Genomic DNA, 20,734 nt, shown 5'->3' on the forward strand with positions numbered 1-20,734 from the left:
TAGTTATTTTTCAAAACATTATTTCACTTCTTCTAGTCTAAATTTAATATTTAATTTATAAACTCCTGGGTTAAATTTAAATCCAGGCTTTATTCTTAAATCTACATTAAAACTATATTCGTTGTAGTGGGTTAAATAACTTCCTGGGCCATTTACATTTTTTGTACCGCTTGCAGTACAAGACCCTGCGGGTACAATTACTTGAGGTACCAATTCTTCAATGATGTCTAAAATATCATTAACATCTGTAAAAGACCTAAAACTTGTATTTAAAGGGGTTCCACAATTATTATTTACTCTTACTTCTAAATCACTAATAGAAGGTTTTAAAGAATTACCATTACCGTATAAAGTTATTTCTTCCCATTTGTCAGCTAAAGTTCCAGCACCAGAATTGTTTTCTATAAACATTCTTAATTTCCAGGAACAATTTAGATCTATCGGAGTTTTACTCTCCACTTTAACTCTTAATCGAGCAACACTTAATAGTGTAATTCCAGCATTATATTTAGAAAAATCGGTAAAGGTAAAATTTGCATCAACAGTTGAACTTGACTGTAGTTCTACAACACCACAATGTATTTGGGCATAAAAGACACTGCTAATTAATAAAAAAGTAGCTGTAAAAAATGTTTGATATTTTCTTTTATATTGTTGCAAAATTAATTGTAATAAATAAGGATGTAATTTACAAATTACATCCTTATTAAAATATTATAAATGAAGTTTTTATTGATCTTCTAATAAAACATATTGTACATACATCGTGTAAACTCCACCTTCAGCATAAGAATTTGCAGTACCACTTGTTACTAAATCCTCTGCAGTAGTGCTATCAGCTTGAAAAGCATTAGGGAAAATAGCAGGTAATCCTGGAGCAATTCTGTAATCTAATACATAGTAAAAGTTAGAAGACGTTCCTGAATTGTTTAGGTATGTACCGGCAGTCATTGTATCTCCTGTTCCAGTAGTTCCTGCATGTCCAGCAATATATTTGTTTGCAATTGTTGGAGGTGTAGCAGAACCGTCGTTGTTTACAAATAAACTATTGTTTCCTGTAGCTGCTGCTTGATTTGTTGAAAAAGCTGCACTATAATCTACAACACTTGTACCAGCTGTTCCGCCAGAGTTAGCTCTACTTTGTCTAAGTTCTAATAAACTTAATGGTAATTGGTTAACAGAATTTGATGTTGATCCATAACTTACTTGTTGATCCCAAAATCTGTTTCCAGTTTGTGATCTACCAACTGCGTATAAATCCCAATTTACTGTTGCGCTAACTTTTAAGATAGTCGCTCCGTAATTAGTAATACCAGATTGGTATTCAGTAATGTCATCAAATACAAATTCAATTTGATTAGGAGTTGTCATTTCTAACTCTAATACAGGTTGCATATCTAAAGTAATAGATACGTCTTTTTCGTCAACTAATTGAGCATTTGCTGAAAAAGCAAACCCAATTAAGACCATTGTTGATAATAATTTTGAAAAATTTTTCATAATAAATAATAATTAAGGGGGTTAATAATACTGTTTGTTAAATTTAATTAATTTCGAACTCTAGTTTAGCTGCTTGTATTTCTTCAGAGTTTTCATAATCTAAAACTCCTACAGCTAAATATTTTCCTTTTCCTAATCCTTTAAGTGAAAAACTAAAATCTCTAATTAAATCAGGAACTATTGTAAATTTCTTAACTTTTAAACGTTGCTGAACTCCTGTATCTAAATTTGTTAAATCTATATATGAGGTACAATAAGCAATTCCATCTCCAGTATTTTGTACTTCTAAGTATAAAAATTTAGAAGAACTACCGCTTTTTAACTGAAAATCTGTAAATTCTATTTTATTGTCTATTACATTTGGAGGGTTTTGATAAGCAAAAATTCCAAAAGCAAAAGTGGGTACAACACCTAAAGCGATTGTACTGTTATCATTGTTAGTAGTTGCTAGCGATTTTCTCGGAGCAACTTGTTCTACCATTAGTATAGACCAAGCAGCTTTGTCTCCTTCACTTGTATTTGGGACGCTAACTGTAACTTTGACTAATTTTTTTTCAAAAGGTTTTAACTCAATAAATGTCGGAGAAACACTTAACCATTTAGATAATGAGTATTTTCCTTCACCAGCAGGTAAAAAACTACTCTTTCCTTTACCGTTCATGTTAAAATCATACATATTAACATTGAATTGTTTTGGAGTAGAAGTACTGTTGTTTACGGTAATATCGTAAGTTTTTACTTCACCAGACTTTTGACTGAAGTGAAAATGGGCTGGTGCAACAGAAACACCCGTAGATTTACGAGCACTGTTGGTTTGGTTCGATTTGTCCTGACCATAAGTAATATGAGCAGAAACTAATAATAAAATCGAAACTAGTCTTAGGGACAACTTAGTTTTTAAGGGCATTTTTATTATTTTCTCTGAGCCAAATAAACAAATAAAATTAACAACTACCAAATTTTTTGTTAAAATATATATCAATCTAATTATGTACTTTCGTTATTCTAAAGGAAAAACTAGTTAAAATTGATTAATTTAAACAATCCAATTACATATATAAATGGAGTAACTTCTAATAGGGCTTCATTGCTTTATCAAGAGTTGAAAATTAAAACGTGTAATGATTTATTACACTTATTTCCGTTTAGATATATAGATAAAACACAGTTTTATAAAATCAATCAATTACAAGAAAGCGGAGCAGATGTGCAAATTGTTGGTAAAATAACTCGCGTTATAACGGTACAACAAAAACGCGGAAGTAGACTGGTTGCTACCTTTGTTGATGAAACTGGCACGATGGAATTGGTTTGGTTTAAAGGAGTAAAATGGATTAAAGATGCTTTAAAAGTGAATGTTCCGTATGTTATTTATGGAAAACTAAACAGTTTTAATAAGTCTTTTTCGATCCCGCATCCAGAAATGGAGTTGCTTTCTGAATCTAAAAAGAAAGTACAATCTGCAATGCAACCTGTATATCCATCCACCGAAACCTTAGGGAATAAAAATATTAGCAATAAAGTAATAAGAACGCTCATCCAAAACTTGTTTATTCAGCTAGATGGAAAAATAAACGAATCATTATCAGAAACATTTATCAAACAATACGGGTTGATGTCTAAGAAAGAGGCGTTGTTAAATATTCATTTTCCTAAAAGTCAAGAAAACCTTGCAAAAGCACAGTACAGATTAAAATTTGAAGAATTATTTTTCATTCAACTACAACTCATCCGAAAGAAAATCATTCGAAAATCAAAATTAAAAGGATATGTTTTTGAAAACGTCGGAGAAAAATTCAATGATTTTTACAAAAACAATTTACCGTTTGATTTAACCAACTCACAAAAACGTGTGTTGAAAGAAATACGTAGAGATTTGGCAACCGGAATTCACATGAACAGATTGTTGCAAGGCGATGTGGGTTCAGGAAAAACAATTGTTGCGTTATTAACCATGTTGTTGGCAATTGACAACGGATTCCAAGCGTCTTTAATGGCGCCAACAGAAATATTAGCCACACAGCATTATAACGCGATTGTTGAGTTGTTAAAAGACGCTAATATAAAGGTAGCAATATTAACGGGTTCTGTTAAAGTTAAAAAGCGTCGAGAGATTCATCAACAGTTAGAAGACGGAACGTTAGATATATTAATAGGGACGCACGCTTTGTTAGAAGATAAAGTGGTTTTTAAGAATTTAGGAATTGCCATTATTGATGAGCAACACCGATTTGGTGTAGCGCAACGTTCTAAAATGTGGCAAAAAAACGAATTGCCACCACATGTGTTGGTAATGACAGCAACTCCAATTCCGAGAACGTTGGCAATGTCGGCGTACGGAGATTTAGACATTTCTGTCATTGATGAATTGCCGCCAGGAAGAAAAGAAGTGAAAACGGTACACAGATTTGACAGCAACAGATTGGCAGTTTTTAAATTTTTAAAGGATGAAATTGCAAAAGGAAGACAAGTGTATGTTGTGTATCCGTTAATTCAAGAATCTGCTGCAATGGATTATAAAGATTTAATGGACGGTTACGAAAGTATTTCTAGAGATTTTCCGATGCCAACATATCAAATTAGTATTGTACACGGTAAAATGAAACCCGAAGATAAAGAATACGAAATGCAGCGCTTTGTAAAAGGCGAAACACAAATTATGGTAGCAACAACGGTTATTGAAGTTGGTGTAAATGTGCCAAATGCAAGTGTGATGGTGATTGAAAGCTCTGAGCGTTTTGGGTTGAGTCAATTACATCAATTAAGAGGACGCGTTGGAAGAGGAGCAGATCAGAGCTTTTGTATTCTATTGTCAGATGTAAAATTGTCTGCGGATGCAAAAACGCGTTTAAAAACGATGGTAGAAACTTCAGACGGATTTAAAATTGCAGAAGTGGATCTAAAACTGCGTGGACCAGGAAATATTATGGGAACACAACAAAGTGGTGTTTTAAATTTAAAAATTGCTGATATTGTAAAAGACACATCTATTTTAGTTGCGGCCAGAAATGCGGCAATCGATTTGCTTTCTGAGGATGCAACTTTATCAAAACCAGAAAACAGCGTAACTTTAAAAACCTATACACAACATCAAAAAACTAGCGGACTGTGGGCAAATATTAGTTAGCTGAACCCAACCAAACATCTGCATGTTTTTCTGAATAATACGTGGTGGTTTCTCCTTCTTTGTTGGTGAATTTTGAAATACGTGTTTTAGGGTTTTTTATAACTCTTTCAATCATTTTTTTATTATCTAGATAATCTTTAAGAGAATAAAACTCGTCCGGTTCACCAATTTCATCAACGGTGAAATGATTTTCATTAAGACGGTATTCCCATTGCAATCCTAAAGAGTCAGAAGGAAATGGTTTGTTTTCTTTGGGTTTGTGAAACGTTTTGTCATAAAAGTCTAATAATTCTCCAATAGAGCAAACCACTTGAGAGTTTGAAACATCATTATTATAAAACCAAATTCGTAAATAATAAGGTTCATTTAGCTTATCTAATTCTTGTTTCCAGTGATTGTGAATTTCTAAGATTCCAGCAATTATTTTCTTTCGAGTTTTTCCTTTTGGTGGAGCAAAAACACTATTTAAAACAGAAATATTTCCAAAAGGCTGAATCCAAACTTTTACATATTCTCTTTGATTTCTTTTTAAATAATTGAGATCTAATTTTTTAGAATTTTCTACCCAATTATCAATCGCTTTCCAAATGCGTTTGTGTCCTCTAATTTTTTTAGTTCGATTCATCTTTAAAATAATTGATTTGCCAAAGTTGTGTTTTTATCGCTTGTTTACTGGTTGGTTTGTCCCAACTCGGATACACTCTAAAGCCTCTTTTTCCGTCTTTTATTTCGGTGGATAGAATTCCGTGTTTGATTAAAACTTCTTTCGGGAGTTTAAAAACACCATTTCTTTCTTCATTTTTCACTTTGATAAAAAAGAAATCGAAATCATCAGAATACTTGTGTGGTTCTGTAATTCCATTTGCATTTCGTTTCCAACACGTTACAAATTGCCCAATTTTCTTCGGAGTAATTTTAGCCGTTCTTTCAATGATCTTGATGCCTTCAATTTGATAAGAACATGCGTGGTATTCGGTGCTTTCTATTTCTTGTTGATAATTAGAAATAATTTGGTTCATTATACAAATAAACACTTTTTTAAAAAGTTAAACGAAACTATTTTTGATAAATTCTTCTTTTGAAATCTATTTATTATGTAGGTAAATTTGTGTAGTTTTGAAATCAATCTGTCATTTCGAAATGAGTTTGTAAAACGATTGAGAAATCTGCTAATAATTAAAAGATTTCTCGATTGCGCCTGCCTGCCTCAGGCAAGGCTCGAAATGACAACATAATCAATTGTAAAACCACTCGAAGTGACAGCGAACTTCATAGACGTTATATTACCCATTCCAATTCAGAAAACCTTTACCTATTCAGTAACGGAAGCAGAAGCTGAATTCCTACAAAAAGGAATGCGCGTTGCCGTTTCTTTCGGAAACACAAAAATGTACACGGCGCTGGTGTTAAAAATTCATCAAAATAAACCAGAATTGTACGAAGCAATTGAAATTCTACAAATTTTGGATGAGAAACCAATTGTAACCGAAGTTCAATTGCAAAATTGGCAATGGATTTCGAGTTATTACATGTGTTCTTTGGGTGATGTTTACAGAGCTGCTTTGCCATCAGCATTTTTATTAGAAAGCGAAACCATTGTTTTAAAGAACGATGCTTTTACTGAAGAAACTGAACTGACTGATGATGAATTTTTGATTTTTGAAGCGTTGCAACATCAATCTCAATTAACCATTCATCAAGTTGCTGATATTTTAGGCAAGAAAAAAGTATTGCCAATTATCAACGAATTGATTCAGAAAAAAGCGGTTTCTGTGCAAGAAGAAATTTACGAACAATACAAACCAAAAATGGTAAAATATGTTCGTTTACATTCGCAATTTACTTCTGATGAAGCGCTACAAAATTTATTGATCGAGTTAAACAGAGCAAAAAAACAACGAGAAGCGGTCTTAGGATATTTTCAATTATCCGCAGATAAAAAACCAATCAAAGCCAAAGATTTAGAAACAAAAACAGGTGTTTCTACAGCGGTTATAAAAGCACTTGCTGATAAAGAGATTTTTGAATTGTATGAAATTCAAACTGACCGAATCAATTTTAAAGGAGCTACAAACGAGTTGAAAAATCTGAACGAGTTTCAAGAAACTGCTTTGTCAGAAATAAAAACTGCTTTTGAAGAAAAAGAAGTGGTGTTGTTGCACGGAATTACAAGTTCTGGAAAAACAGAAGTCTACACAAAATTGATTGAAGACAATTTACAATCGGGAAAACAAATCTTGTTTTTATTGCCAGAAATCGCTTTAACTACGCAAATTATTACACGTTTAGAAGCGTATTTCGGAAATCAAATTTCTGTATTTCATTCTAAATATTCGATGAACGAAAGAGTAGAAGTGTGGAATAATGTCTTAGAAAATAAACAAAAAGCACAAATTATTTTAGGTGCAAGATCTTCTGTTTTTTTACCATTTTCTAATTTAGGTTTGATCATTGTTGATGAAGAACACGAAACTTCGTACAAACAATTTGAACCTTCGCCACGGTATCACGCAAGAGACACAGCAGTAGTGTTGGCGCATCAACACAAAGCAAAAATTTTATTGGGTTCTGCAACGCCGTCTTTAGAAAGTTATTTTAATACGCAAAATGGCAAATATGGTTTGGTGGAATTGAATCGCCGTTTCGGAAATGTACAATTGCCAAAAATCGAGTTGATTGACATCAAAGAAAAACATCATAAAAAGAAAATGAACGGTCATTTTTCTGATCGTTTAATAGTATTAATTACCGAAGCGTTAGAAAATAAAGAACAGGTTATTTTATTTCAAAATCGACGTGGGTTTTCGCCAGTTGTAGAATGTACTACCTGTGGAGTTGCACCGCAATGTCCAAATTGCGATGTGAGTTTAACCTATCATAAATATCGAAACGAATTAAAATGTCATTATTGCAATTATCAACGTGCAATGCCGAACAATTGTTCGGCATGTGGAAGCAATACTTTAGACACCAAAGGTTTTGGAACAGAGCAAATTGAATTGGAATTGAAAGAAATTTTTCCGACCTACACTATCGGAAGAATGGATTTAGATACAACGCGTGGAAAACATGGATATCAAAAAATAATTGGTGCATTTGAAGCACAAGAAATTGATGTTTTAGTCGGAACGCAAATGTTGTCTAAAGGATTGGATTTTGAAAATGTTTCGTTAGTCGGAATTTTAAATGCCGATACTATGTTGAATTTTCCAGATTTTAGAGCACACGAACGCAGCTACGACATGATGGTTCAAGTTTCTGGACGTGCTGGAAGATCTAAAAAACAAGGAAATGTAGCGATTCAAACTTTTAATCCATATCATCAAATATTGCAACAAGTTTCTACCACAAACTATGCAGAAATGTATAAAGAACAATTGCAAGAACGCTGGCAATATCACTATCCGCCGTATTACAGATTGATAAAAATCACACTAAAACACAAAGATTATATAAAAGTTGACAGCGGAGTTAATTGGTTGGCAAAAGCCTTTCAAAATGTATTTAGAGAACATGTTTTAGGTCCAACTGCCCCCGTAGTTTCTAGAGTTCGGAATCAATATATTAAAAACTTAACGATTAAAATTCCGCCTAAACAAAACTTAGCAGAAACGAAAAAACAGATAGCTAAAATTAAAAATACGTTTCAATCTGTAAAAGAATTTAGACCGATTCGGTTTATTGTGGATGTGGATGCGCAGTAGTTCAGTTGTCAGTGAACAGTGAACAATTATTAGTGAACAGTTGTCATTCCGAAATGAGGAACGATTGAGGAATCTCATAATATAATAATCAGTTAACAATTCTCTTTTAAAAGATGAAAATTACAATTCAGAATAAACCAATATCTAAAGAATTTTTACAAGTTCCAGAATTCAATTTTGGTCAATTTCAACGTTGGAAAAACCACGAACAAATAACCTATCAATTAGAAATTGAAACTTCTGCTTTTATCACTTTAATAGAAGCCTATTTTAATGAGTTTAGAGCAACCGAAATTGAAGATGATGACGTTCTAGGTTTAGAAGAATTGATTGCTTATAAAAACTTAGGCTTTCCAACGTTAACAGAAATGCTAACGAATCACAAAGAAATCTTGTGCGATGTACTCATTTTTAATGCGTATGAAATTTTACATCTTCTTTTCAAAGAACAACTTTCGGCTAAAGAAAAGTATTTTTATTCAGTAAACTCTATCGATGCAATTCATTTTAAAAAATCGAACGTTCTACTTACTGGAATTTGTTTTTTAGTGAAACGAAATCAGTGATTATTATCAATGAACAATTATCAGTGAACAGTTGTCAGTTAACAGTTGTGATTCTGAAATGAGGTACGATTGAGGAATCTCATGTTTAGTACTTGTTTGTTGAGATTTCTCCTTTCGTCGAAATGACAGGTTGTGTGGAGTCGAGAACTATTTTTATATTGATTTTTAACTGTTACAAATAAGGATTAAGAACGTCTTTAGTGTAGTTTCATTCAAAAAAATATTTTTTTATTAACCGCAAGCAACCATTTTAAAACTTCTGTAGTCTATATATTTGTAAGGCGTTTAAAAATCATCAAACCGGATTGAAAATTATACCATTGCATAACCAAACAAATCAGCTAATTGCTGATGCCATCAAACAAAAAAGAGAAGCACAACAAGAGTTGTTCGAATTGTATTCTCCTAAAATGTTGGGTGTTTGCAGGCAATATGTAAAAGATGTACATCATGCAGAAGATTTGATGTTGTCCGGGTTTTTAAAAGTTTTTACACATCTTCCTCAATTTAAAAACGAAGGAAGTTTTGAAGGATGGATTCGAAGAATTATGGTAAATACATGTATTTCGTATTTGCGAAAAAAGAATCCTGTACAATTATCGGACGAAGAATATGTGTTCAATAACCAAGCTATAGATAGTTTAGAAAGCACAGAATTAGAAGACATTCAGAAGTTAATTGATGAATTGCCTACAGGGTATAAAATGGTGTTTAATTTATATGCAGTAGAAGGCTATAAACATGCAGAAATTGCCAAAGAGTTAAACATTACGGAAAGCACTTCGAAATCGCAATTATTTAAAGCGAGAAAATGGTTACAAGCACAATATGTAAGAATGAATACAATAGCAAATGGAGACAAATAATATCGATAAAATTGTTAGAGATTCGTTAGATTCAAGAACAATGAAGCCATCAAATTCGGCTTGGGAACGATTGAGCGCTCAATTAGATAGTGCGCAAGAAAAGAAACGTAAAAATTGGTTTTTATATGTTGGTTATGCCGCATCAATTCTACTAGTAGTTTCAGTAGCTTTTTTTATAAATACGGATGATGGTATTGAACCGATGATTCCAGAAAAAGTGGTTACATCGCCAATTATTGACACCTCAAACTTTGTAAAACCAACCATTGAAAATACAATTAAAACGGAAACTGTAATTGTAAAAGCGGATGAAGTAGAAGGGAAGCAACAAGAAAAAAAGCCAATTGTTACAAAGAGAAAACCTCAAGTTAAACAAGCAAAAATTATTGAGGAAAACCCGATTGTAATTGCTGATGCTACGGTTGTTATTAAAAAAGAAACAAAGAATCCGTTACAACAAAACAGAATCATCATTGATAGTAATTCATTGTTAAAATCTGTAGATAAAACCGAAACGAAAGTTACTGAAACAACAATTGCAATTCCGAAGGAAACAAAGAAATACATTCAGAATAGTGCTATAAAAATTAATAGTGACGCGTTGTTGTATGCGGCTACAAATCCGGATAAAGAGATCAACGAATATTATAAAAAATACAATATTGATAGAAATGATGTGTTGAAAAATATTCAGAAAGAAATCAATAAAACAAACTTAAAAATAGATGCTGCTACTTTATTAACAAGCGTAGAAAAAACAATTGATGAAGAAACTTTTAAAAAGAGTTTTATGCAAGTTGTAAAGGGTAAAATCACTGGATTAGCAGAAGCTATTGCTAACAGAAATAATTAAACATAATATACTTTAAAAAGATAAAGAAATGAAAAAAATACTATTCATACTAGTGTTGTTTTGTACAGCAATTGCTTTTTCTCAAGAGAAAAATTTTGAAGACGAAGTGAAAAAAATTTCAAATAGAATTGAGTTAATCACCAAAACAGAAAAGGCTGCTTTAAAAGAAAAAGTGGAAAAAATAAACTTACAATTAGAGAAGAAAGAAATCACATCAGAACAAGCACAAAAATTAAAGAAAGAAGCGGCAGATTTTCATGCAAAAGTGATTTCAGATAAAGTTGCAATTGAAGAAGGAAAATTACAGTTATTGGTTCAAGAAAAAGCAAACGGAAAAATAAAAAGCACTCAGAAAGAAACTGATTTAGATGATATCGAAGATTCTTTTACCATTGGAAGTAAAACGGTTAGAATCCGAATAAACGACAATGAAGATTACGGTTCTAGAAGAAATACTCGTTATAGAGAAAGAAAAACAAGATGGGAAAGCAAGGGTAAAAGAAATAGAAGTACTACGACTCAGTTTGTGTTTGCAATGGGTGTAAACAATGTGTTGGTAGATCATCAATTATCTTCTTTAGAAACTTCTAACTATCAATTTTGGCAATCGCATTTTTACGAAGTTGGTTTTACGTGGAAAACGCGTTTTGATAAAGAAGCTTCTAAATTGTATTTAAAATATGGGTTGTCATTTTTATGGAATAATTTAAGACCTGAAGACAATAAGTATCATGTTGTAAATGGAAAAATGACAGATTTAGTTGTGCATTCTGAAAATTTATCAGAAAACAGATTGCGCCATGTTCAAATGAATTTCCCAATGCATCTTGAATGGGATTTTTCTAGAAATGGAGAATATTCTGATGGCCATAAAAGAGACAGAACCAATCAATCTGTGCGCTTAGGAATCGGTGCTTTTGCGGGGTTCAAATTAGGAACTCGTCAATACATTGAATACACAGATATTAACGGAACTAAAGTAGAAGAGTTGCAAAAAGACAACTTTAATATGAATATTTTCAACTATGGTTTAAGTGCGTATTTAGCGTATAGAAGCACAGGTTTTTATGTAAAATATGATATGAATCCGTTGTTTAAAAATACGGATGTTAGAAACATTTCGATGGGGGTTCGTTTCGATTTTAACTAATTAGATTTGCCACGAATTCACGAATTATAATATTTTGCACGTCCGAGCAGAGTCGAGAGCTCATTAAAGACTGACATTAACAGTATCTCGACTCCGCTCGATGTGACATTTAGTTTTTATCTAAAATAATTCGTGAATTCGTGGCAATTATTTCTCCTGATTCTTTTCCCATTCTTTGCGCATGTCGGTAGCTAATATTCCTGTTCCGTCATGTTTCCAACCTGGAGGTTTTAAGAAGTAGTTTAGTTTGTTAAATACAGATGTTTTAGAAGTAAATACATCTTTAAACAAGTCAAACCATTCTAAAAAAGCAACTTTAAGCGGATTAAAAGTATGGATGCTTGTGGTCAATCCATAAACTGGTTTTTCTACTTCTGGCTCAAAAGTGCCAAAAATACGATCCCAAATGATAAAAATTCCGGCATGATTTCTATCTAAATACTGCGGATTTGTTGCATGATGCACTCGATGATGACTTGGCGTATTAAAAATAAATTCAAACCATTTTGGTAATTTATCAATCAATTCGGTATGAATCCAATATTGATACAACAAGCTAATCGACATTTGAAACAAAATCATTACGGGATGAAATCCAACTAAAACTAACGGAATCCAAAAGACAAAAGAGGTAAAAGTCCCTGTCCAAGTTTGTCGCAAAGCGGTACTTAAATTATATTTTTGCGAAGAATGATGCACAATATGACTTGCCCAGAAAAATCGATTTTCATGACTAATTCTGTGAAACCAATAATAGGTTAAATCTTCTGCAAAAAGAACTAAAATCCAAGACCACCAAATAAACGGAATATCAAACAAATGAAAGGTGTTATATACTAAATAAAAAATAGCTAATACAAAGGTTTTGCCTATCAAACCGACCAAAACATTTCCTAAACCCATTGCAATGGAAGTAGTGGCATCTTTGTATTCATACTCTTTCATTTTAACTTTTACAGTTAAAATAATCTCTAAGATTACAGTGGCAACAAAAAAGGGGATTGCATAATGAATTAAGTTTGGGAATTCTGGTATTTGCATGTTTTAAATTGATATACACAAACTTAGTAAAAAATGTTTAGTTGCAAGCCTGTAACAGTTGATCTTTAATTTTATCAATTATCAATTATCAATTAACAATTAACAATTATCCATTCACCATCCGCAAATCTTTCAATTTTTTAATCATTTATTGTGTGCTGTTTTTCAATAAAAATTCTTACATTTGCAGCCTTAAAATAATTATAAAACAATTACTTATGAATCATTACGAAACTGTTTTCATTTTGAATCCCGTTTTATCTGATACTCAGATAAAGGAAACAGTACAAAAGTTTAATGACTATTTGGTTTCTAAAGGTGCCGAAATGATTTCAAAGGAAGATTGGGGCTTAAAAAAATTAGCGTATCCAATCCAAAAAAAGAAAAGTGGTTTTTACCACTTATTTGAATTCAAAATAGCTGGAGAAGAGATTTCTTCATTTGAACTTGAGTTTAGAAGAGATGATAGCGTTATGCGTTATTTAACTGTTAAATTAGATAAACATGCTGCTGCTTGGGCTGAAAAGAGAAGTGCACGTGTAAAATCTGCTAAAAAATAAGAGATATGTCATCTATAGACCAACAAGCAAAAGGAAATAAGCAGGGAGAAGTAAGATACTTAACTCCGCTTGACATTGAAACTAAAAAAGAAGCGAAATACTGTCGTTTTAAGAAAAACGGAATGAAGTACATCGATTATAAAGATGCTGACTTCTTAATGTATTTAGTAAATGAGCAAGGTAAAATTTTACCTAGACGTTTAACAGGAACATCATTAAAATATCAACGTAAAGTTGCACAAGCTATCAAACGTTCTCGTCATTTAGCTTTAATGCCATACGTTGGAGATATGTTAAAATAATAAAAGAAGAAGCATTATGGAATTAATATTAAAACAAGACGTAGAAAATGTAGGTTTTAAAGATGATGTTGTAACTGTAAAGAACGGTTATGGTAGAAACTTTTTAATCCCACAAGGACATGCAGTATTGGCGACTTCTTCTGCAAAAAAAGTATTAGCAGAAACGTTAAAGCAACGTGCTTTTAAAGAAGCTAAGATAATTGAAGACGCTACTAAAATAGCAGATACAATTAAAGGATTAGAAATTAAGATTACATCTAAAGTTGGTTCAGGAGACAAATTATTTGGTTCTGTAAACAATGCAGATGTTGCTGAAGCAATTGCAAAAGCAGGAACTGAAATAGACAGAAAGTTTATCAAAGTTGTTGGTGGATCAGTTAAAAGATTAGGTAAATACGAAGCATCTGTAAGATTACACAGAGCTGTAATTGCTGATATTACTTTTGACGTTGTAGCTGCAGAGTAAACAATCTTTTTAAGATATATAAAACCTATCAATTTATTTTGATAGGTTTTTTTATTTTTATATCATATCGAGCAGAGTCGATATATGTAACCTATTTAACTTTCTAACTCAAAATGAAATACAGACAACTTACCAAAGAACAATTTGAATCTTTACATGAAGAATTTGCGCTTTTTTTAGCAACACAAAGTATCGATGTAAAAGAATGGAATCAATTAAAAAAAGAAAAACCACAAGTTGCAGAAGAAGAAATGAATATTTTTTCTGATGTTGTTTGGGATGATGTGTTAACAAAGACAAACTATTTAGAACACTTTTCTAAGCAAAGTGTTAACTTGTTTAAATGTGATGCAGATAAAATTCATAGAATCTTTGTAAAAATAAATAAAGACATCAATCTTTTAGAACAAGAAGGTTTTGAATGGTTATTGTCAAATCCAACGGATGAAGCTGTTGAGTATTTTAACGGAACGAAAAAATATACATCAGAAAGAAATGTTGAACTTTTTGATTTGATCGAAAAAGGAAGCTCCATTTCTAAAGGAGAATTGTTTGAGTATTTTAATCAGTTACTTTCTAAGTAATTTTATCAATTTTTCTGTTCCAGAACTTGCAACATCTTTAATAACAGTAAGATTGTGATATTGATTTTCTGATATTGACGGTTTTGGGTCAATAAAATAAATAGGAATATTCGGTTTTGTATAATTGATTAAACTTGCTGCTGGATACACTTGCATTGAAGTTCCGACAATTACTAAAATATCGGCTTGTAAAGTGATTTCTGCTGCTTTTTCTAACAACGGAACCTCTTCTCCAAACCAAACAATATGTGGTCTTAATTGCGATTTTTCTTCACACAAATCACCCAAAACCAACTCTTTTTTCCAATTATAGATTAACCTAGAATTTTTAGTACTTCGTACTTTTAACAATTCGCCATGCAAATGAATGATGTTTGAACTTCCTGCTCGTTCGTGCAAATCATCTACATTTTGAGTGATGATAGTTAGGTTAAAATTTTGTTCTAATTTTTTTAAATTCAAATGCGCATTGTTGGGTTGTACAGAAAGTAATTTTTTTCTGCGTTGGTTGTAAAAATCTAGAACCAATGCTGGATTGCTGTAAAAACCTTGCAGAGAAGCAACTTCCATGATATCGTGCCCTTCCCACAATCCATCAGCATCTCTAAAGGTTTTAAGTCCGCTTTCTGCAGAAATTCCCGCGCCAGTTAGTACCACTACATTTTTCATCTAACATAAATTTTAAGCTAAAATATGATTTTTAAAATCATTGATTATTTTGTGTGAATTTTCCTTTCTTATAGGAATGATAAGTAAAATGTCCCCTCGAGCGGAGTCGAGAGGTTTTATAATATAGATTTCTCAACTTCACTTTGTTGCGTTCGAAATGACAAATCTAATGTCATTCCGACTGTAACGGAGGAATCTCAAATTAAATTTATCGATTAGGTCTGGAATAACAAATTATTTTATGAATATAATTCATGCGAACCGACAAAATATTTATAGTATGTTTGTATAAAGCATTTTTAAATCTATGATTGATATTGAGTTTTTAAATTATTTAGAAGATTTTGTAAGTGATAAACGTAAAGCAACGTTTCGTAAAGTTTTAGAAAATAGAACGAGACATTTTACGGTGGTTTTAGAAGATATTTATCAGCCACACAATTCTAGCGCAGTAATTAGAAGTTGCGATATTTTTGGAGTTCAAGATGTGCATGTCATTCAGAATAAATATTCGAGTAAAGTTTCACGTCATGTTGCTAAAGGTTCGCAAAAATGGTTGGATATTAAAAAATACAATCAGTCTGCAACAAACACACAAGATTGTTTGGATGCGTTAAGAAATGATGGTTATCAAATTATAGCAACAACGCCACATAACGATTCTTGCGTTTTACACGAATTTGACATCACAAAGAAATCGGCTTTTGTTTTTGGAGTAGAAAAAGAAGGCGTTTCTGAATATACGATGAATCAAGCAGACGGGTTTTTAAAAATTCCGATGGTTGGTTTTACTGAAAGTTTAAACATTTCTGTTGCTGCAGCTATTATTTTACAAGATGTTACTACAAAACTGAGAGCATCAGAAATCGATTGGAAATTATCTGAGAAAGAAAAAGAAACTTTATATGCAGGTTGGATTCAGAAATCTATAAAAAGTATTAAAAAGATTACGGAGCGTTATCAGAGTGAAGAAGAAAAGTAGTTTTATTAATTACTTATTTTAATAATAAGTTCCAAGACCTATTTTTAGTTTAATAATTTCTCCAGATTTCAATACAATTGAATCGCTAAAAGTAAAATATCCAAGATATGTACTTCTAATTTTATATTTTCCTGGTAATAAATTTTTAAATTTAAATACTCCTTTTTCTTTACTGAAACTATGATAATTGTTATTCTTATTTGATAGTTCTATATCTGCTCCTGGTAAACCAAAATTCTCATAAAGTTCATATACTCTTTCAGAAATATTAATTGTAATTGTGTCCATTAATCCAACTCTTTTCATTTTGAAATAATTTCCACTTTTATGATTAGAAATAGTTGCACAACTAAAAAAAAAGATAATTCCAAATAAAAATTGTATTGACTTTTTAATATTTCTCATATTATCTTTTTAAATTAACTTCATACAATTCAATCCATTGTTGTGCAGTCATTTTTCGCACCAATTCGCCAATCAAATCATACGGGATATCGTCCATTTTTTTAAAACGAATGCAACTTTTTCCCATATCTAATTTACGCTTGCAATGTTTTGGATATTCAGCAATAAACCACGCGTATATTTCTGGATCTGCATACAATCCCATATGATACAAAGCCACAAAGTTTTTTTGTGATGCAATATTTAGAAAAGGTAACGGCAAACTTGTATCGCAATGATATCCGCTTGGATATAAAGAATGCGGCACCACATAGCCTGGCATTTTATAATTAATTTCTTCTACAAATCCTTTTGGTAAATTTTGATTGATTACAGCTCTTAATTGGGTTAGAACTTCTTTACGTTCTTCGGGTAATTGGTTGATATAGTCATCAACAGTTTCAGCTTGGAATTGCATTCTATACTTTTTGTTCTAAAGTATAAAAAATGTTTTAAATGTTGATTGTTAGATTTAAACAACATCAAAAAATAATTTATGTATATTTATTGAGCATTTTAACTTAAAAGAATAGAAGATGAAAACCAAACTATTTACCAAGTTCTTTCTTGTTTTAACCTTATTAGCAACAACGCTTGTTGCTCAAGAAAAGGTTGATGAGAAAAAAGATTCAACAAAAGTAGCAACAAAAGAATTGCCACTCGAACCCGAAAGAAATTTAACCTTTAATACCCAACAAGGAACCTGGATGTCTTTAGATGTGCATCCCAACGGAAAAGAAATTATTTTCGATATGATGGGAGATTTGTATACTATTCCTATTTCTGGTGGAAAAGCAACAAGAATTACCCAAGGAATGGCGTATGATGTGCATCCAAGATATAGTCCAGACGGAAATTCTATTGTATTTATTTCTGATAAAAGTGGTTCTGATAACTTGTGGATTCGTGATTTAAAAACTGACGAAGAAACTCAATTGACAAAAGATAGCAATCAAAAACATTTTTCTGCAGATTGGAGTCCAGACGGAGATTATATTTTAGGAGTAAAAGGAAGAAGAAATATAAAACCTTATTTGTATCACAAAGATGGTGGTGCTGGAGCAAAATTAATTACTGCACCTGCAAATTTAAAAGTGATAGATCCTGCTTTTGGCGCTGATGGAAGGTTGATTTATTTTTCATCTAGACGTGGAGCTTGGAATTACAATGCGCAATTACCACAATATCAAATTATGACTTTTGATAGAAATGATGGATCTACAGAAACCATTACTTCTAGATATGGTTCCTCATTTACTCCGGTACTTTCTAAAGACGGAAATTGGTTGGTTTTTGGAAGTAGATTTGAAGATAAAACAGGGTTGATACTTCGTAATTTAAAAAACGGTGAAGAAAAATGGTTGGCATATCCAATTCAAAGAGACGATCAAGAATCTATGGCAACATTGGGTGTTTTACCAGGAATGGATTTTACGCCAGACAGTAAAAATTTAATCACTTCTTACGGTGGAAAGATCTATTCAATTTCTTTAGCATCCAACAAAGCAACTGAGATTCCGTTTAATGTTGATGTAAACATTGAGTTAGGGCCTATGGTTTCTTTTAAGTATCCAATAAGTGATGCTCCGGATGCCTTTGTTACTCAAATTAGAGATGCAGTTCCATCACCAGACGGAAAAATGTTAGCTTTTACAGCGTTAAACAGATTGTATGTGATGGATTTCCCAAATGGAAAACCAAAACGTTTGACAAAAAATGATTTTACAGAAGCACAACCAGCTTGGTCTCCAGATAGTAAAAATTTGGTTTTTACAACTTGGAAACATGGCGAAGGACATTTGTATAAAGTAAATGTTTCTGGTAGAACAAGAGTTCAAAAATTAACAAACGAATCTGGTTTTTATACCAAACCAGCTTGGTCTTATAATTCTGATAGAATTGCCTTCTTAAAAGGAAGTACACAAGGTTTTGAAGATGCTGTTGGCAATTCAAATCCTGTAAATGAAATTGCTTGGATTTCATCAAATGGTGGCGATATAACCGTAATTGATAGAAGAAAAGGAAGAGCAAATATTCATTTTGCTAAAATTAATGATAGAATTTATATGAACCACGGAAGTAAAGGTTTAATTTCTATGCGTTGGGATGGAACTGATGAAAAGGAACATTTAAAATTAACAGGAATTACCACATTTGGTTCTTCGGATGTTTTTGGTGAAGAACACGGAATTTTACCAAGTGAAGTAGAAGGTTGGAGAGAAAACAACAGAGCCTCAAGACCACAAGAAATTAGAATTTCTCCAGACGGAAGAAATGCGTTGGCAAAAATTAATAATGATATTTATTCGGTATTAATTCCAAAGATTGGAAAAACACCGTCAATTTCTTTAGCAAATGCAGATAAAGCTGCTTTTCCAGCTATTAAATTAACCATTATGGGAGGAGAATTTCCGGCTTGGTCTTCAGATAGTAAAAAAGTGCATTGGTCTTTAGGGGCAAGTCATTTTGTCTATGATTTAGAAAAAGGAAAAGCATTTAAAGATAATTTAGAAGCTGAAAAAAAGAAAAAAGAAAAAGAGAAAACGAAAGACAAGGCAAAGGATGATAAAAAAGACAAAAAGCCCAAAGAAACTCCGAAATTTAAAGCAGATGAATACCCTATAAAAGTTGGGTATAAAAAAGCAACTCCAAAAGGAACTATTTTACTAAAAGGAGGAAGAATAATTACCATGAATGGCAATGAGGTAATAGAAAATGGTGATGTTTTAATTGTTAATAATAGAATTCAGAAAGTTGGTGTATCAGGTAGTTTTACAGTTCCAAGAAAGGCAAAAATAATTGATGTTTCTGGAAAAACAATTACTCCAGGTTTTGTAGATACACATGCCCATATGTGGCCAAATTGGGGAGTTCATAAAAATCAAGTTTGGATTTATTCTGCAAATTTAGCTTATGGAGTAACAACAACTAGAGATCCACAAACAGCCACAACAGATGTTTTAACTTATGCTGATATGGTGGATGCTGGAATGATGCATGGGCCAAGAGTGTATAGTACAGGACCAGGACTTGGTTATTGGGCGTATAATATCAAAAGTTTAGAACATGCAAAAGATGTTTTAAAACAATACAGTGAATATTATGATACAAAATACATTAAAATGTATGTTGTTGGTAACAGACAACAGCGTCAGTGGGTAATAATGGCTTCAAAAGAATTAAAGTTAATGCCAACAACAGAAGGTTCTTTAGATTTTAAAATGAATATGACACAATTATTAGATGGTTATCCTGGGCATGAACATTCATTTCCTATTTATCCAATTTATAAAGATGTGATAGAAAGTACAGCATTTTCAAAAATGGCTGTTACTCCAACATTATTAGTTTCTTATGGTGGTCCTTGGGCAGAGAATTATTATTATTCTAGAGAGAATCCTTATCACGATTCAAAAATGCAATATTTTACCCCTTATGAAGAATTGGCAAGTAAATCTAGAAGAAGACCAGGTTGGTTCATGGACGAAGAACATGTGTTTCAAAAGCATGCTGAATTTATGAAAGACTTAGTAGAAGCTGATGGTTTAGCAGGAGTTGGAAGCCACGGTCAATTACAAGGACTTGGTTTTCATTGGGAGCTTTGGTCTGTTGCAAGTGGCGGAATGAAAAACTTAGATGCGTTAAAGGTAGCTACTATTCATGGAGCAAAAGCTTTAGGATTAGATACAGATTTAGGAACTATTCAAGAAGGAAAGGTTGCTGATATTTTAATTATGGATAAAAACCCGTTGGATAATTTAAGAAATACAAATACATTAAAATATGTCATTAAAAACGGTGTTTTATATGATGCAAATACATTAGATGAATTGGCACCAAAGAAAAAGAAAGCTCCGATTTTTCATTGGCAAATAAAAAAACCAGTTAATTTACCTGGAGTTAAAAATTAATCATTGATA

21 protein-coding genes are annotated in these 20,734 nt (G+C 32.0%); 12 read left to right on the forward strand and 9 right to left on the reverse strand.

The features are described 5' to 3' along the window. Positions 1-18: 18 nt before the first annotated feature. From ACEWL1_RS07060 to ACEWL1_RS07070, 3 genes are all read right to left on the reverse strand, one after another. The gene (locus ACEWL1_RS07060; protein WP_409232592.1) at positions 19-660 is read right to left on the reverse strand and encodes a hypothetical protein; all 642 of its coding nucleotides are present in this window, start codon (positions 658-660) and stop codon (positions 19-21) included. 69 nt (positions 661-729) lie between these two features. Further along, positions 730-1,500 carry a hypothetical protein gene (locus ACEWL1_RS07065; protein WP_409232593.1) on the reverse strand — a complete coding sequence of 257 codons (771 nt, stop codon included), beginning with the start codon at positions 1,498-1,500 and terminating at the stop codon, positions 730-732. A 43-nt stretch (positions 1,501-1,543) separates the two neighbouring features. Then, complete coding sequence (locus ACEWL1_RS07070) at positions 1,544-2,389, reverse strand: hypothetical protein (RefSeq protein WP_409232594.1); 846 nt, start codon at positions 2,387-2,389, stop codon at positions 1,544-1,546. 141 nt (positions 2,390-2,530) lie between these two features. Here ACEWL1_RS07070 and recG point away from each other — a divergent pair, with 141 nt between their 5' ends. Then, a complete protein-coding gene (recG, locus tag ACEWL1_RS07075; protein ID WP_409233040.1) occupies positions 2,531-4,627 on the forward strand; it encodes an ATP-dependent DNA helicase RecG in 2,097 nt (698 codons plus the stop codon). Here the strand turns inward: recG and ACEWL1_RS07080 are convergent. Continuing rightward, complete coding sequence (locus ACEWL1_RS07080) at positions 4,620-5,252, reverse strand: hypothetical protein (RefSeq protein ID WP_409232595.1); 633 nt, start codon at positions 5,250-5,252, stop codon at positions 4,620-4,622. The two genes, recG and ACEWL1_RS07080, sit on opposite strands and share 8 nt — an antisense overlap. Further along, positions 5,239-5,646, reverse strand: coding sequence for a MepB family protein (locus ACEWL1_RS07085; protein WP_409232596.1), 408 nt, complete (start codon positions 5,644-5,646; stop codon positions 5,239-5,241). The genes ACEWL1_RS07080 and ACEWL1_RS07085 overlap by 14 nt, the downstream gene beginning before the upstream one ends. 237 nt (positions 5,647-5,883) lie before the next feature. Here ACEWL1_RS07085 and priA point away from each other — a divergent pair, with 237 nt between their 5' ends. From priA to ACEWL1_RS07110, 5 genes are all read left to right on the forward strand, one after another. Continuing rightward, positions 5,884-8,331, forward strand: a complete 2,448-nt coding sequence (gene priA / locus ACEWL1_RS07090; RefSeq protein WP_409232597.1) for a replication restart helicase PriA — start codon at positions 5,884-5,886, stop codon at positions 8,329-8,331. A 113-nt stretch (positions 8,332-8,444) separates the two neighbouring features. Next, positions 8,445-8,897, forward strand: coding sequence for a hypothetical protein (locus ACEWL1_RS07095; protein WP_409232598.1), 453 nt, complete (start codon positions 8,445-8,447; stop codon positions 8,895-8,897). Positions 8,898-9,202: 305 nt separating this feature from the next. Continuing rightward, positions 9,203-9,763, forward strand: a complete 561-nt coding sequence (locus ACEWL1_RS07100; protein ID WP_409232599.1) for an RNA polymerase sigma factor — start codon at positions 9,203-9,205, stop codon at positions 9,761-9,763. After that, positions 9,750-10,616 carry a hypothetical protein gene (locus ACEWL1_RS07105; RefSeq protein ID WP_409232600.1) on the forward strand — a complete coding sequence of 289 codons (867 nt, stop codon included), beginning with the start codon at positions 9,750-9,752 and terminating at the stop codon, positions 10,614-10,616. Before ACEWL1_RS07100 ends, ACEWL1_RS07105 begins: the two co-directional genes overlap by 14 nt. 28 nt (positions 10,617-10,644) lie before the next feature. Beyond that, positions 10,645-11,766, forward strand: a complete 1,122-nt coding sequence (locus tag ACEWL1_RS07110) for a hypothetical protein (RefSeq protein ID WP_409232601.1) — start codon at positions 10,645-10,647, stop codon at positions 11,764-11,766. 147 nt (positions 11,767-11,913) lie between these two features. Here the strand turns inward: ACEWL1_RS07110 and ACEWL1_RS07115 are convergent, their stop codons facing one another. Further along, positions 11,914-12,807 carry a sterol desaturase family protein gene (locus tag ACEWL1_RS07115; RefSeq protein WP_409232602.1) on the reverse strand — a complete coding sequence of 298 codons (894 nt, stop codon included), beginning with the start codon at positions 12,805-12,807 and terminating at the stop codon, positions 11,914-11,916. 218 nt (positions 12,808-13,025) lie between these two features. On the opposite strand from ACEWL1_RS07115, the gene rpsF reads away from it, so the two are divergent. The 4 genes from rpsF (at position 13,026) to ACEWL1_RS07135 (ending at position 14,719) form a co-directional block, all read left to right on the forward strand. Next, positions 13,026-13,367 carry a 30S ribosomal protein S6 gene (gene rpsF / locus ACEWL1_RS07120; RefSeq protein WP_409232603.1) on the forward strand — a complete coding sequence of 114 codons (342 nt, stop codon included), beginning with the start codon at positions 13,026-13,028 and terminating at the stop codon, positions 13,365-13,367. 5 nt (positions 13,368-13,372) lie between these two features. Further along, positions 13,373-13,669 carry a 30S ribosomal protein S18 gene (gene rpsR, locus ACEWL1_RS07125; RefSeq protein ID WP_409232604.1) on the forward strand — a complete coding sequence of 99 codons (297 nt, stop codon included), beginning with the start codon at positions 13,373-13,375 and terminating at the stop codon, positions 13,667-13,669. Between the two features lie 16 nt (positions 13,670-13,685). Beyond that, positions 13,686-14,135 carry a 50S ribosomal protein L9 gene (rplI, locus tag ACEWL1_RS07130; protein ID WP_409232605.1) on the forward strand — a complete coding sequence of 150 codons (450 nt, stop codon included), beginning with the start codon at positions 13,686-13,688 and terminating at the stop codon, positions 14,133-14,135. A 113-nt stretch (positions 14,136-14,248) separates the two neighbouring features. Further along, entirely contained in the window at positions 14,249-14,719 is a 471-nt protein-coding gene (locus ACEWL1_RS07135) for a DUF6495 family protein (protein WP_409232606.1), read from the forward strand. Here ACEWL1_RS07135 and ACEWL1_RS07140 read toward each other — a convergent pair. Then, positions 14,705-15,388 carry an SIR2 family NAD-dependent protein deacylase gene (locus tag ACEWL1_RS07140; RefSeq protein WP_409232607.1) on the reverse strand — a complete coding sequence of 228 codons (684 nt, stop codon included), beginning with the start codon at positions 15,386-15,388 and terminating at the stop codon, positions 14,705-14,707. The two genes, ACEWL1_RS07135 and ACEWL1_RS07140, sit on opposite strands and share 15 nt — an antisense overlap. A 307-nt stretch (positions 15,389-15,695) precedes the next feature. Between ACEWL1_RS07140 and ACEWL1_RS07145 the strand changes: the two genes are divergently transcribed. After that, on the forward strand, positions 15,696-16,370 hold the full coding sequence (locus ACEWL1_RS07145) for a TrmH family RNA methyltransferase (RefSeq protein ID WP_409232608.1): 675 nt from the start codon (positions 15,696-15,698) through the stop codon (positions 16,368-16,370). Between the two features lie 18 nt (positions 16,371-16,388). Here ACEWL1_RS07145 and ACEWL1_RS07150 read toward each other — a convergent pair whose 3' ends face one another. Next, the gene (locus tag ACEWL1_RS07150) at positions 16,389-16,775 is read right to left on the reverse strand and encodes a peptidase associated/transthyretin-like domain-containing protein (protein WP_409232609.1); all 387 of its coding nucleotides are present in this window, start codon (positions 16,773-16,775) and stop codon (positions 16,389-16,391) included. Position 16,776: 1 nt separating this feature from the next. Then, positions 16,777-17,232, reverse strand: a complete 456-nt coding sequence (locus ACEWL1_RS07155) for a DUF1801 domain-containing protein (RefSeq protein ID WP_409232610.1) — start codon at positions 17,230-17,232, stop codon at positions 16,777-16,779. A gap of 118 nt (positions 17,233-17,350) precedes the next feature. Between ACEWL1_RS07155 and ACEWL1_RS07160 the strand changes: the two genes are divergently transcribed. Further along, positions 17,351-20,725, forward strand: a complete 3,375-nt coding sequence (locus tag ACEWL1_RS07160) for an amidohydrolase family protein (RefSeq protein WP_409232611.1) — start codon at positions 17,351-17,353, stop codon at positions 20,723-20,725. The last annotated feature ends 9 nt before the right edge of the window (positions 20,726-20,734 follow it).

This window comes from Polaribacter gochangensis (assembly GCF_046224025.1).
Classification (GTDB): Bacteria; Bacteroidota; Bacteroidia; order Flavobacteriales; family Flavobacteriaceae; genus Polaribacter; species Polaribacter gochangensis.